Annotated in this window: 14 protein-coding genes; 7 read left to right on the top strand and 7 right to left on the bottom strand. The window is 73.1% G+C overall.

Going from position 1 to position 12,934, the window contains the following annotated elements; all coding sequences use genetic code 11:
• Positions 1-68: 68 nt before the first annotated feature.
• Genes tyrS through AC2RP6_RS29530 form a run of 3 tightly spaced genes read right to left on the bottom strand, consistent with a single transcriptional unit; the run spans position 69 to position 4,301 of the window.
• Positions 69-1,337, bottom strand: coding sequence for a tyrosine--tRNA ligase (gene tyrS / locus AC2RP6_RS29520; protein ID WP_486448931.1), 1,269 nt, complete (start codon positions 1,335-1,337; stop codon positions 69-71).
• A gap of 52 nt (positions 1,338-1,389) precedes the next feature.
• Positions 1,390-2,781 carry a metallopeptidase TldD-related protein gene (locus AC2RP6_RS29525; RefSeq protein WP_486448932.1) on the bottom strand — a complete coding sequence of 464 codons (1,392 nt, stop codon included), beginning with the start codon at positions 2,779-2,781 and terminating at the stop codon, positions 1,390-1,392.
• Positions 2,778-4,301, bottom strand: a complete 1,524-nt coding sequence (locus AC2RP6_RS29530) for a TldD/PmbA family protein (protein ID WP_486448933.1) — start codon at positions 4,299-4,301, stop codon at positions 2,778-2,780. The genes AC2RP6_RS29525 and AC2RP6_RS29530 overlap by 4 nt, the downstream gene beginning before the upstream one ends.
• 184 nt (positions 4,302-4,485) lie before the next feature.
• Here AC2RP6_RS29530 and fabG point away from each other — a divergent pair, with 184 nt between their 5' ends.
• From fabG to AC2RP6_RS29545, 3 genes are all read left to right on the top strand, one after another.
• On the top strand, positions 4,486-5,205 hold the full coding sequence (gene fabG, locus AC2RP6_RS29535; RefSeq protein ID WP_366680531.1) for a 3-oxoacyl-[acyl-carrier-protein] reductase: 720 nt from the start codon (positions 4,486-4,488) through the stop codon (positions 5,203-5,205).
• A gap of 5 nt (positions 5,206-5,210) precedes the next feature.
• Entirely contained in the window at positions 5,211-5,981 is a 771-nt protein-coding gene (gene fabI, locus AC2RP6_RS29540; protein WP_030849743.1) for an enoyl-ACP reductase FabI, read from the top strand.
• Between the two features lie 222 nt (positions 5,982-6,203).
• Positions 6,204-6,635, top strand: coding sequence for a hypothetical protein (locus AC2RP6_RS29545; RefSeq protein ID WP_486448934.1), 432 nt, complete (start codon positions 6,204-6,206; stop codon positions 6,633-6,635).
• Here AC2RP6_RS29545 and AC2RP6_RS29550 read toward each other — a convergent pair.
• A complete protein-coding gene (locus AC2RP6_RS29550) occupies positions 6,616-7,395 on the bottom strand; it encodes a FadR/GntR family transcriptional regulator (RefSeq protein ID WP_486448935.1) in 780 nt (259 codons plus the stop codon). The genes AC2RP6_RS29545 and AC2RP6_RS29550 overlap by 20 nt on opposite strands.
• 68 nt (positions 7,396-7,463) lie before the next feature.
• Here AC2RP6_RS29550 and AC2RP6_RS29555 point away from each other — a divergent pair, with 68 nt between their 5' ends.
• The 4 genes from AC2RP6_RS29555 to AC2RP6_RS29570 all read left to right on the top strand — a co-directional run bounded on the left by AC2RP6_RS29555 (position 7,464) and on the right by AC2RP6_RS29570 (position 9,882).
• Positions 7,464-8,762, top strand: coding sequence for a CynX/NimT family MFS transporter (locus AC2RP6_RS29555; RefSeq protein ID WP_486448936.1), 1,299 nt, complete (start codon positions 7,464-7,466; stop codon positions 8,760-8,762).
• A gap of 4 nt (positions 8,763-8,766) precedes the next feature.
• Positions 8,767-8,886 carry an SGM_5486 family transporter-associated protein gene (locus tag AC2RP6_RS29560; protein ID WP_253910784.1) on the top strand — a complete coding sequence of 40 codons (120 nt, stop codon included), beginning with the start codon at positions 8,767-8,769 and terminating at the stop codon, positions 8,884-8,886.
• A 170-nt stretch (positions 8,887-9,056) separates the two neighbouring features.
• Positions 9,057-9,278, top strand: coding sequence for a hypothetical protein (locus AC2RP6_RS29565; RefSeq protein WP_486448937.1), 222 nt, complete (start codon positions 9,057-9,059; stop codon positions 9,276-9,278).
• An 82-nt stretch (positions 9,279-9,360) separates the two neighbouring features.
• Entirely contained in the window at positions 9,361-9,882 is a 522-nt protein-coding gene (locus AC2RP6_RS29570) for a SixA phosphatase family protein (RefSeq protein WP_486448938.1), read from the top strand.
• A 93-nt stretch (positions 9,883-9,975) separates the two neighbouring features.
• On the opposite strand, the gene serB is transcribed toward AC2RP6_RS29570, so the two are convergent.
• The 3 genes from serB to AC2RP6_RS29585 all read right to left on the bottom strand — a co-directional run bounded on the left by serB (position 9,976) and on the right by AC2RP6_RS29585 (position 12,868).
• Positions 9,976-11,175: a phosphoserine phosphatase SerB gene (gene serB, locus AC2RP6_RS29575; RefSeq protein WP_486448939.1), complete on the bottom strand. Its 1,200-nt coding sequence runs from the start codon at positions 11,173-11,175 to the stop codon at positions 9,976-9,978.
• Between the two features lie 101 nt (positions 11,176-11,276).
• Positions 11,277-12,116, bottom strand: coding sequence for a streptophobe family protein (locus AC2RP6_RS29580; RefSeq protein WP_486448940.1), 840 nt, complete (start codon positions 12,114-12,116; stop codon positions 11,277-11,279).
• Between the two features lie 206 nt (positions 12,117-12,322).
• Positions 12,323-12,868: a streptophobe family protein gene (locus tag AC2RP6_RS29585; protein WP_486448941.1), complete on the bottom strand. Its 546-nt coding sequence runs from the start codon at positions 12,866-12,868 to the stop codon at positions 12,323-12,325.
• Positions 12,869-12,934 lie beyond the last annotated feature (66 nt).

A 12,934-nucleotide genomic window follows, 5' to 3' on the forward strand; every position in this document is an offset into this window, starting at 1 on the left:
GCCGGCCGGACCCTACGGTCCGAACCGGCCCCTCCGCCGCCTGCCGGGGTGTGACGCGCCCGGGCGCGTCAGGCGCCGGTGACCTCGACCGCGGCCAGGTTCTTCTTGCCGCGGCGCAGCACCAGCCAGCGCCCGTGCAGCAGGTCCTCCTTGGCCGGGACCGCGTCCTCGGCGGTGACCTTCGCGTTGTTCACGTAGGCGCCGCCCTCCTTCACGGTCCGGCGGGCGGCCGACTTGCTCGCGACCAGACCCGTCTCCGCGAAGAGGTCCACCACCGGGGCCGGCTCCGACACCTTGGCGTGCGGCAGCTCGGACAGGGCCGCGGCCAGCGTGGCCTCGTCCAGCTCGGCCAGGTCGCCCTGGCCGAACAGCGCCCGCGACGCCGCGATCACGGCGGTGCACTGGTCCGCGCCGTGCACCAGCGTGGTCAGCTCCTCCGCCAGCGCCCGCTGGGCGGCCCTCGCCTGCGGCCGCTCGGCGGTCTGCGCCTCCAGCTCCTCCAGCTCCTCACGGGACTTGAAGGAGAGGATCCGCATGTAGGTGGAGATGTCCCGGTCGTCCACGTTCAGCCAGAACTGGTAGAACGCGTACGGGGTGGTCATCTCCGGGTCCAGCCAGACGGCCCCGCCCTCGGTCTTGCCGAACTTGGTGCCGTCCGCCTTCACCATCAGCGGGGTCGCCATCGCGTGGACGTGGGCGTCCGGCTCGACCCGGTGGATCAGGTCGAGGCCGGCCGTCAGGTTGCCCCACTGGTCCGAGCCGCCCTGCTGGAGGGTGCAGCCGTGGCGCCGGTAGAGCTCCAGGAAGTCCATGCCCTGGAGCAACTGGTAGCTGAACTCCGTGTAGCTGATGCCCTGGTCCGACTCCAGCCGCTTGGCGACCGAGTCCTTCGTCAGCATCTTGTTGACGCGGAAGTGCTTGCCGATGTCACGCAGGAACTCGATGGCGGACATGCCCGCCGTCCAGTCCAGGTTGTTGACCAGGACCGCGGCGTTCTCGCCCTCGAAGGACAGGAACGGCTCGATCTGCGAGCGCAGCCGGTTCACCCACTCCGCGATGACCGCGGGGTCGTTCAGGGTGCGCTCGGCGGTCGGACGGGGATCACCGATCTGACCGGTGGCCCCGCCGACCAGCGCGAGCGGCCGGTTGCCCGCCAGCTGGAGCCGCCGCATCGTGAGCACCTGCACCAGGTGGCCGACGTGCAGCGAGGCGGCGGTCGGGTCGTAGCCGCAATAGAACGTGACCGGACCGTCCGCGAAGGCCTTGCGCAGCGCTTCTTCGTCGGTGGACTGGGCGAAGAGCCCGCGCCACTTCAGTTCGTCGACGATGTCCGTCACGGTCTCTCGACTCCTTACGTTCTGTGGAAATGCCGTGCTCAGTCTAGGTGGGTCAGACGCCCTTGCTCACCGAACTCATGTTGAAGTCCGGGATGCGGACAGCCGGCATCGCGGCCCGCGTGAACCAGTCGCTCCACTCGCGCGGCAGGGTCTTCTCCGTACGGCCCGCCTCCGACGCTCGCGACAGCAGGTCCACGGGGGACTCGTTGAAGCGGAAGTTGTTCACCTCGCCCACGACCTGCCCGTTCTCCACCAGGTAGACGCCGTCCCGGGTCAGCCCCGTCAGCAGCAGCGTGGCCGGGTCCACCTCGCGGATGTACCACAGGCAGGTCAGGAGCAGGCCCCGCTCGGTGTCCGCGACCATCTCGTCGAGGGACTTCTCGCCGCCGCCGTCCAGGATCAGGTTCCCGAAGCCGGGGGAGACCGGCAGGCCGGTGAGGCCGGCCGTGTGCCGGGTCGTCGACAGCCGGGCCAGCTCGCCGTCGCGGATCCACTCGGTCGCCGGGACCGGCAAGCCGTTGTCGAAGGCCGAGACGTCGTCGCCGGAGCTGTGGGCGATGACGAACGGCGCGGACTCCAGGCCCGGCGCGTTCGGGTCGCTGCGCAGCGTCAGCGGCAGGTCGGTCAGCCGCTCGCCGAGCCGGGTGCCGCCGCCGGGCTTGGAGAAGACCGTACGGCCCTCCACCGCGTCCCGGGCGGACGCCGACCACATCTGGTAGATCAGCAGGTCCGCCACGGCCGTCGGCGGCAGCAGCGTCTCGTACCGCCCGGCGGGCAGGTCGATCTTCCGCTCGGCCCAGCCCAGCCGTACGGCGAGCTCCGCGTCCAGCGCGGTCGGGTCGACGTCCTTGAAGTCCCGGGTGGAGCGGCCGGCCCACGCCGAACGCTGACGGTCCGGGGACTTCGCGTTGAGCTCCAGGGTGCCGGTGGGCTGGTCGTGGCGCAGCCGCAGGCCCGTGGAGGTGCCGACGTAGGTGGAGACCAGCTCGTGGTGCGCAAAGCCGTACAGCTCCCGGCCGCCCGCCCGGGCCCGGGCGAAGGCCTCGCCGAGGGCCGGGGCGAAGTCCGCGAACACGGCGGAGGTGGTCTCGGCGGGGGCGTCGGTGAAGTCCGGCGACACCGGGGTCCCGCTGACCAGCGGCTGGGCGTCCTCGGCGGGACCGGCGCCCCGTGCGGCCGCCTCGGCGGCCCGTACGAGGGGCTCCAGCTCCTCGGCGGTGACGGCGGCGCGCGAGACGACCCCCGAGGCCGTGCCCTCCTTGCCGTCGACGGTGGCGATGACCGTCAGGGTCCGGCCGCGGGTGACGCCGTTGGTCGTCAGGGCGTTGCCGGCCCAGCGCAGGTTGGCGCTCGACTCCTCGTCGGCGATGACGACGCATCCGTCGGCGGTGGACAGCTCCAGGGCCCGCTCGACGATCTCGTGCGGCTTGGTCGATCGGCTCATCGGCCGGCCTCCTGCGTGGTGTTCAGGATGTTCACGTCGCGGAACAGCGCGGACGGGCAGCCGTGCGAGACCGCCGCGACCTGGCCCGGCTGGGCCTTGCCGCAGTTGAAGGCGCCGCCCAGGACGTAGGTCTGCGGGCCGCCGACCTTCTCCATCGAGCCCCAGAAGTCGGTGGTGGTGGCCTGGTAGGCGACGTCGCGCAGCTGCCCGGCCAGCCGGCCGTTCTCGATCCGGAAGAACCGCTGCCCGGTGAACTGGAAGTTGTAGCGCTGCATGTCGATCGACCAGGAGCGGTCGCCGACCACGAAGATGCCGCGTTCCACGCCGCCGATCAGGTCCTCGGTGGACAGGCCACCGGGGTCCGGCTGGAGGGACACGTTCGCCATCCGCTGGACCGGCACGTGCCCGGGGGAGTCGGCGAAGGCGCAGCCGTTGGACCGTCCGAGACCGGTCAGCTTCGCGATCCGCCGGTCCAGCTGGTAGCCGACCAGGGTGCCGTCCTTGACCAGGTCCCAGCTCTGCGCCTCGACGCCCTCGTCGTCGAAACCGACGGTGGCCAGCCCGTGCTCGGCGGTCCGGTCGCCCGTCACGTTCATGATCGGAGAGCCGTACCGGAGCTTGCCCAGCTGGTCGAAGGTGGCGAAGGAGGTCCCCGCGTACGCCGCCTCGTAGCCCAGCGCCCGGTCCAGCTCGGTGGCGTGGCCGATGGACTCGTGGATGGTGAGCCACAGGTTTGACGGGTCCACCACCAGGTCGTACCGCCCGGCCTGCACGCTCGGCGCCCGCATCTTCTCGGCGAGCAGGCCCGGGATCTCCTCCAGCTCGGCGTTCCAGTCCCAGCCGGTGCCCGTCAGGTACTCCCAGCCGCGGCCGGCGGGCGGGGCGATCGTGCGCATCGAGTCGAACTCGCCGGTGGTGCCGTTGACGGCGACCGCCGTGAGCTGCGGGTGGATCCGGACCCGCTGCTGCGTGGTCGTGGTGCCCGCGGTGTCGGCGTAGAACTTGTTCTCGTGCACGGCGAGCAGCGAGGCGTCCACGTGCGCGACGCCGTCGGCCGCCAGCAGCCGGGAGCTCCAGTCGGCGAGCAGCGCCGCCTTCTCCGCGTCCGGCACCTCGAAGGGGTTCACCTCGTAGGACGAGATCCACGTCCTGTCCGCGTGCACCGGCTCGTCGGCGAGCTCCACGCGCTCGTCCGAGCCCGCGGCCCTGATCACCTGGGCGGACAGCTTGGCCATGGCGACGGCCTGCGAGGCCACCCTGGCGGCGCCGTCCATGGTCAGGTCCACGCCGGAGGCGAACCCCCAGCTGCCCCCGTGCACGACCCGGACCGCGTAGCCGAGGTCGGTGGTGTCGGACCCGCCCGAGGGCTTGGCGTCGCGCAGCCGCCAGGAGGCGCTGCGGATCCGCTCCAGCCGGAAGTCGGCATGGTCGGCGCCCAGCGCGCGGGCCCGGGCGAGCGCCGCGTCGGCGAGCGCCCGCAGGGGCAGCGCGGTGAAGGCCGCGTCGATGGAATGGGGCACGGAAGTCCTCCCGGGGTCGGGGACGGTCGCCCCGATCATGTCGCGATCGGGGCCCTTGTGCCTACATCTTTCTGTAGGGACTCGACAGAGCCCGCCGCGAGGCCCTGTCGGGGCTCGATTCTCCGTACGAGCGCTGCGACCTATAGGTTTTCGGTATTCAGACCGCTAGCGAAAGGGTGATCCGTTGAGCCGCTCGGTTCTCGTCACCGGAGGAAACCGGGGCATCGGCCTCGCCATCGCCCGAGCCTTCGCGGAGGCCGGCGACAAGGTCGCGATCACGTACCGGTCGGGTGAGCCGCCGCAGGCCCTCACCGAACTCGGTGTCCTGGCGGTGCGGTGCGACATCACCGACTCCGAGCAGGTGGAGCAGGCCTACAAGCAGGTCGAGGACGCGCACGGCGCGGTCGAGGTGCTCGTGGCCAACGCCGGCATCACCAAGGACACCCTGCTGATGCGCATGTCCGAGGAGGACTTCTCCTCGGTGCTCGACACCAACCTCACGGGCACCTTCCGGGTGGTCAAGCGCGCGAACCGCGGCATGCTGCGCGCCAAGAAGGGCCGCGTCGTCCTGATCTCCTCGGTCGTCGGGCTCATGGGGTCGGCGGGGCAGGCCAACTACGCCGCCTCCAAGGCCGCGCTGGTCGGCTTCGCCCGCTCGCTCGCCCGCGAGCTGGGCTCCCGCAACATCACCTTCAACGTCGTCGCGCCCGGTTTCGTGGACACCGACATGACGAAGGTCCTCACCGACGAGCAGCGTGCGGGCATCGTGGCGCAGGTGCCGCTGGCCCGCTACGCGCAGCCCGAGGAGATCGCGGCAGCCGTCCGCTTCCTGGCGTCCGACGACGCCGCGTACATCACCGGAGCCGTCATTCCCGTTGACGGCGGATTGGGCATGGGTCACTGATCACCATGAGCGGAATTCTCGAGGGCAAGCGCATCCTCATCACGGGTGTGCTGATGGAGTCCTCCATCGCCTTCCACACGGCCAAGCTGGCCCAGGAGCAGGGCGCCGAGGTCATCCTCACCGCGTGGCCGCGCCCGTCCCTGACGGAGCGCATCGCGAAGAAGCTGCCCAAGCCGGTCAAGGTGATCGAGCTCGACGTCACCAACGACGAGCACCTGGCCCGCCTGGAGGGTCTCGTCCGCGACGAGCTCGGCGGCCTCGACGGCGTCGTGCACTCCATCGGCTTCGCGCCGCAGGACGCCCTTGGCGGCAACTTCCTGAACACGCCGTTCGAGTCGGTCGCCACCGCCATGCACGTCTCCGCCTTCTCGCTGAAGTCGCTGACCATGGCCTGCAAGCCGCTCTTCCCGGCGGAGGGCGGTGCCGTCGTCGGCCTCACCTTCGACGCGCAGTTCGCCTGGCCGCAGTACGACTGGATGGGCCCGGCCAAGGCCGCCCTGGAGGCCACCAGCCGCTACCTCGCCCGCGACCTGGGCAAGGAGAACATCCGCTGCAACCTGGTCTCGGCCGGTCCGATCGGCTCCATGGCCGCGAAGTCCATCCCGGGCTTCGGCGAGCTGGCCGAGGTCTGGAACACCCGCTCCATGCTGTCGTGGGACATGAGCGACCCGGAGCCGACCGGCCGCGGTGTCGTCGCCCTGCTGTCGGACTGGTTCCCGAAGACCACGGGCGAGATCGTCCACGTGGACGGCGGCGTGCACGCGATGGGCGCCTGACCCCCGGTCAGGACCCCGTGCCCGTACGGCGGCGGCCGCGCTTCCCCTCGGGGGAGGCGCGGCCGCCGCCGTTCTCGTGGTCCCCGGCCGCCCCCGCGCCCCGGGGCCGCTTCGCTCGCATGTTCACCGGCTGACCGGATCTTCCCGAGTCGAAAACCGGGACAGATGCCTGCAAACTGGCCAGGTCGGGATCTTCCCGGCTCCGGCGGGGAGGAGGCAGGAGTGCGCACCAGGCCGAGCCGAGCGGTATCGATACTGGTCACATCGGTGATCGTGACCGGACTCCTGATCCCGGCCGTGGCCGCGCAGCCCTCCGGAGAAGAGGCCGCCTCAGGCCCCGAGGTGGCCGGCCCGGCCGTCGTGGACTTCTCCGACATCCCCGCCGAGCCCCCCGTACAGCCCCCGCCGCCCGCCGCGCGTGAACTCTTCGGCGCCGACTGCGCCACCTCGATCGAGGGATCCCAGGTCACCGCGCACTGCCACAACGTCTACCCGGAGACCGACCTGGTCAGCCTGCACGTGGAGTGCGACCGCTGGTGGGACGTGGACGGCGACGGCGCGGCCGTGGCCGTCGGCCCGACCGGCCGGGTCGAGCTCACCGGACGCTGCTGGAAGGAGGTCCGCGCGGCCTGGGTCAGCCACCGACGGGCGTGACCGGCTCCCCCCGCGCGTCCGTGCCGCCCCCGGACCCCGTGACCCGACCGCTCCCGCCGTCGTCGGGGCCTGCGCCGTCGGCGCCCCCGCCGTCCTTGCCGAGGCAGGCGAAGGGGTAGCCCGCGGCCTCCGAGGCGGCCGCGTCCCCGTCCCCGCGCCGGATCGCCTCGATCAGCCGAGCGTGGTCGAGATGGGCGGCGGGGTCCAGCACGGTGCCCACGTCGGCCCGCAGCCAGTCGGCCACCAGCTCGCCCAGGTCCGCGTACAGCTCGATCAGCACCTCGTTGTGCGAGGCCGTCACCACCGCCATGTGCAGGCTCACGTCCGCCGCGACGAAGCGCTCGGCGTCCCCGCCCGCCCAGGCCTCCTCGCGGCGCGCCAGCAGGGCGTCCAGCTGCACCAGGTCCCGCTCCGTACGCCGCTCGGCCGCCAGCCGGGCCGCGGAGGACTCCAGCGTGGAGCGCAGCTCGGCGACGTGCCCCGGCTCGGCCCCGGCGAAGCGCCGGTGCATCACGCCGGCCAGCTCGCTGGTCGCGATGACGTACGTGCCCGAGCCCTGCCGGATGTCCAGGAGGCCGTTGTGCGCGAGCGCCCTGACCGCCTCGCGCACGGTGTTGCGGGCGACGCCCATCAGCTCCACCAGCTCCGGCTCGGTGGGGATGCGCGAGCCGACCGGCCACTCGCCGGAGGTGATCTGGTTGCGCAACTGGGCGATCACCTGATCGACGAGCGCGGAGCGCCGGGGCGAGGTCAGTGGCATGGGTTCCTCACGCGGATGGGATACGGGCGACTGGACAACCAATCATCCCATGATTCTATGATGGTTCCATGTCCGACGAAGAAACCACGACGCTCGACCGGCCCGCTGCGGACCGTGCCACACCCGCCTCCCCGCAGGCGACGGCGCAGCCGACCTGGCTCGGCCCGGTCCTCATCGTCGGCATCGTGCTGGCCGCCCTCAACCTGCGGCCCGCCATCACCAGCCTCGGCGCCCTCTTCGAGGAGACCCGCACCGGCCTGGGCATGAGCGGCACCGTCGCCGGACTGATCACCTCCGTTCCGGCCCTTTGCTTCGCCGTCTTCGGCGTCACCGCGCCCCGGCTCTCCCGGCGCTTCGGCCCCGTCGCCGTCGTCTGCGCCGCGATGGCCGCCGTCGCCGCCGGGCTGCTGATCCGCCCCTTCGCCGACGGCGCCGTCGGCTTCCTCGCCGCCAGCGCCCTGTCGCTGGCCGGCATAGCGCTCACCAACGTCCTGCTCCCGGTGATCGTCAAGCGCTACTTCCCGGACCGGGTCGGCACCATGACCGGCCTCTACTCGATGGCCCTGGCCGCCGGCACCTCGCTCGCCGCCGCCGCGACCGTCCCGCTGACCGCCGCCCTCGGTGGCAGCTGGCGCACCGGCCTGCTGCTGTGGTCCTTCCTCGCCGTCGTCGCCCTCCTGCTGTGGCTGCCCATCGCCCGCGCCGCCCGGCGCGCCGACCGGACCGCGGCCGCCGCCGGCCCGGGCGGACGCGCAGCCGTACGGGCCGACGCGGGCCCGCGGATCACCCGTAGCCGTACCGCCTGGGCCCTGGCCTGCTACTTCGGCCTCCAGGCCACGGGCGCGTACATCACCATGGGCTGGCTCCCGCAGATCTTCCGCGACGCCGGGGTCTCCGCCTCCACCGCCGGGGTGCTGCTCGCCGTCACCATGGTCATGGGCGTCCCGCTGGCCTTCGTCATCCCGGGCCTGGCCGGGCGCATGCGGAACCAGGGCGCCATCGCCGTCACCCTCGGCGTCTTCGGCCTCACCGGCTACCTCGGGCTCTACTTCGCCCCCGCCGCCGGAGCCTGGGCCTGGGCGCTCCTGCTCGGCGTCTCCAACTGCGCCTTCCCCCTCGTCATCACCATGATCGGGATGCGGGCCAAGTCCCCGGCCGGCGTGGTCAGGCTCTCCGCCTTCGCCCAGAGCACCGGCTACCTCATCTCCATCCCCGGCCCGCTCGTCATCGGCACCCTCTACCAGCACAGCGGCGGCTGGGACCTGCCGCTCGCCCTGATGGCGGCCCTGCTCGTCCCGCAGATCGTCCTCGGCGTCCTGGCAGGGCGGGACCGCACGATCGAGGACGAATGCGGCATGCGAGACTGACCGCATGTCGCCCGTACTCGAACCGAACCCCCAGGACGGCCGCAAGAAGCTCGGCCTCGTCCTCGGCGCCTTCCTCGGCATCACCGTGATCATCTCCGTCATCGCGACGATCGCCTCCCCCTGACGCCGCCGCCGACCCCCGGTGGCGACCCTGGTGGTGGGGATATCCCCACCAACCCCTAGGGGGTCAGGCTCAGGGTGGAGTGGGGTGTGCCCCGGATGGGAACCGCCGTCCCGGATCCATAGATTCGTAGGCAGCGAGCCAGTCCGGTCCACACACCCACGGAGGCGGCCATGTCGGCCCCCACGCACACCCGGTCCCTCCCGTCCGCCCGCCGGGCGAGCGCCGCCCCCGCCGCGAGCACCCGCCTGCACTGGTGGGCGCTGGCCCTGCCCGCACTCGCCTTCGGCCTGCTCCTGCTGCTCCTCGCCGGCTCCGGCGAGGCGCACGCGGCCACCGGCGAGGTCTCCGGTCTCGTCCAAGTCGCCGAGCAGCTGCTGCGCGCCGTCGGCTGACCCCCCGAGCGCCCCCACCACCAGGGACGAACCCCCTCAACGCCCTGCGCCCCACGGCCCGTTTCGTGCGAAGCTGGGAGCCATGAGCGCAGACACACCCCGCAGGATCGCCCTCCTCCGGCATGCCAAGGCCGACTGGCCCGAGGTGTCCGACCACGACCGCCCCCTGGCGGAACGGGGCCGCAAGGACGCGCCGGCCGTCGGTCTGAAGCTCGCCGAGACCGGCATCGCCTTCGACCTGGCCCTCTGCTCCACCGCGGTCCGCACCCGCGAGACCTGGAAGCTCGCCGTGCAGGAGATGCCGCACCGGCCGAAGACCCACTACGAGGAGCGGATCTACGACGCCTCGCCGGGGGAGCTCATCGCCCTGCTGAACGAGACCTCCGACGAGGTCTCCGACCTCCTCGTCATCGGCCACAACCCGGGCATGCACGCCCTCGCCGACGCCCTCTCCGGCCGCGCGGAGGGCGACACCCTGGCCCGGATGAACCGCACGGGATTCCCGACCGCCGCGCTCGCCGTCGTCTCCTTCACCGGCTCGTGGAAGTCCCTGGAGCACGGGGTGGGCACCCTGCTGGACTACTGGACCCCCAAGGGGCACTGACGGGACCCGCACGCGAAGGGGCCCCGGCAGCCGTTCCGGCCGCCGGGGCCCGCTCATGTCCGGGATCGGGGTGCCGGGGGCACCGACGAGCGGTCAGGCCAGGTCGGCGGCCTCGACCTCCTCGCGGGTGATGCCCAGCAGGTACAGCACCGCGTCCAGGAACGGAACGTTCACCGCCGTGTGCGCCGCCTCGCGGACCACCGGCTTGGCGTTGAAGGCCACGCCCAGCCCGGCCGCGTTCAGCATGTCCAGGTCGTTGGCGCCGTCACCGATGGCCACCGTCTGGGCCAGCGGCACCCCCGCCTCGGCGGCGAAGCGGCGCAGCAGCCGGGCCTTGCCCGCCCGGTCCACGATCTCCCCCGTGACCCTGCCCGTCAGCTTCCCGTCGACGATCTCCAGGGTGTTGGCGGAGGCGAAGTCCAGCCCCAGCCGCTCCCGCAGGTCGTCCGTCACCTGGGTGAAGCCGCCGGAGACCACGCCCACCTGGTAGCCGAGCCGCTTCAGCGTACGGATCAGGGTCCGCGCGCCCGGGGTCAGCTGCACCTCGGCACGGACCTTGTCCACGACCGACGCGTCCAGGCCCGCCAGCAGCGCCACCCGGGCGTGCAGCGACTGCTCGAAGTCCAGCTCACCGCGCATGGCCCGCTCGGTGACCTCGGCGACCTCCGCCTCGCACCCGGCGTGGGCGGCGAACAGCTCGATCACCTCGTCCTGGATGAGGGTCGAGTCCACGTCCATGACGACCAGGCGCTGCGCCCGGCGGTGCAGCCCGGCCGACACGACGGCGATGTCCACGCCGATGTGTGCGGCCGCCGTGGCCAGCGCGGTCCGCAGCGGCTCGGTCTCCACACCGGAGACGGCGAACTCCACCGCGGTCACCGGATACTTGGCGAGCCGGAAGATGCGGTCGATGTTGCCGCCGGCGCCGGTGATCTCCGCGGCGATGGCGGCCGTGGACTCGGCGGTGAGCGGGTGGCCGAGCACGGTGACGTGGGACCGGCCGCTGCCGCGCGGCCGGTTGTCACCGGTACCGGAGAGGATCTCGGCCTGCAGCTTGAGCGATTCGGCCCAGCTGTGGACGGTGGCCCGCAGGTCGCCCTCGGTGCTGCCGACGGGCTTGGTGACGAGGGCGCACAGGACGATGCGGCCACGGGTGACGACCTGCTCGATGTCGACGACGTCGACGGAGTAGGCGGCGAGGGTGTCGAACAGCCCGGCGGTGATCCCGGGACGGTCCTTGCCGAAGATCTTGACGAGGAGGGTGGGGACGTCGGAGGTCTGCGATGCGCTCATGGTGCCCTCACCGTATCTTCCCCGCCCGCCCGACGAGACCCCCGTCCCACTTCCTGAACGTGCCGCGTCCCCCGCCTGAACGTGCGGCACCGCGCCCGGCGTCACCGCGGCGGAGCCGGTGGTTCCGGTGGCTCCTGGGGTTCCGGCGGCCGGGGCGGTTTCGGCGGCGCGATTGCGGTGACCGTCACGTCCCACGAGACGTCCGGATCCAGGTACGGAAGGGCCCACCGGGCGGCGCTCCCGGCCCGCCGCCCCGGCCCCGGCGGTCGCCACCGCCGTCCCTGCCGCAGCCGCGGCGGTCGCCACCGTGGTCCCCTGCGCCGGCCGCGGGGGTCGCCACCGCCGTCCCTGCCCCGGCCCCGGCGGTCGCCACCGCCGTCCCCGCCCCGGCCCGGCGCGTACGGCGGCGCCGTGGGCGGGCCGGGATCCGCCGGACCCGGCCCGCGGGCCCGCCCGCGGCCGTCCGCCCCGCCTGCCCCGCCGGACCGGCCGCACGAGCGGCCCGCGTCCGGCCCCGGTCCACCAGCAGCGCACCGGCCCCGCCGGCCACCGCCCCCACACCGTGCCCGGCAGCAGGGCGTGGGGGAGGTCCCGCGCAGCTCCACCCCGGCGTCCACCATGCCCACGCCCGGCACCGCCATCGAGGCGTCCGCCGACAACCGGGTCGGCCCCACCAGCACCGCCAGGGCCACCCCCGTCACCGCTCCCATCCGTACCGCGCCCCCCATGACCCGGCGCCCGGGCGTCCGTACGGCCGCCAGCACGCCCGCGGCGAGCAGCAGCAGGCACACCCCCGCCACCAGCAGCCGGACCCGCCCGTCGTACTCCGCGAGGCGGGCCACCGTCACCGGCTCCCGCGGGGACGCGGACAGCAGGTCGTCCCGCGGATCCGGCAGCAGCCGCGCCGGCTCTCCCGTGACCCCGCCGCGCCCGGCACGCACGCCCCCAGCCAGCTCCCGTTCGGAGCGCCGAGCAGCGCGGCACCCTGCACCGGCCTCGGACGGTCGTCGCCCACCGCCGCCCCCACCGCCGCGGCCGGCCCGCGCCGCGAGACCAGCAGCGCCACCGCGAGCACGGTGAGCGCCCACACGGCCGCGCCGAGCAAGGTCGGTCGGGCCGCACGGAGAAGCCCACCCGGCTCCGCGCGTCACCAGGTCCCCGACGCGCCCCGGGAGCAGCCCGCCGATGTCCCCGACCCCCGGCACCTCGATCCGCACCTGGGTCGGCGGCAGCGCCGTGCCGTCGAGGGTGACCACGTCGTGCCCGGCCCACGCCGGGCCGCCCGCCGTCGCGACGAGCAGCGCCGCGACCGCGACGACCCTGGCGGCCGTCTCGCGCGCGCCCGTTCGGCCCGCAGCGAGCGCAGGAACAACGCCGCCGGCACCAGGGCGCCGGCCAGCGACACCCCCAGGGGCATGACGTCCAGGGAGGCTTCGGCCCCCGCCCCGGCAACTCCGAAGACCGAGACGTCACCCGAGGGGTCCACGGTTCCACCGACCGCGAGGACCACCACGGCGGCCGTCATCGGCCCCGCAGACCCCCGGCCCCGCAGACCCCCGGCCGCGTCCGCACCCAGCAGGGCCAGCCCCGTACCGGCCACCCCCGGGCGAGAAGTCCCGTATCTCACTCTCCGGGTGGCTTTCGACCCCGTCAACGGGCAGACGTGGACGCCCGGGCAAGGCCCGGATTCCACATACGGCTGCGGGCCTGAAATAGTTCCCCCGGATGTTCGCCATCCCTAGACTCCCTGACGTCATGG

It is taken from the genome of Streptomyces sp. WAC03905 (genome assembly GCF_057371075.1).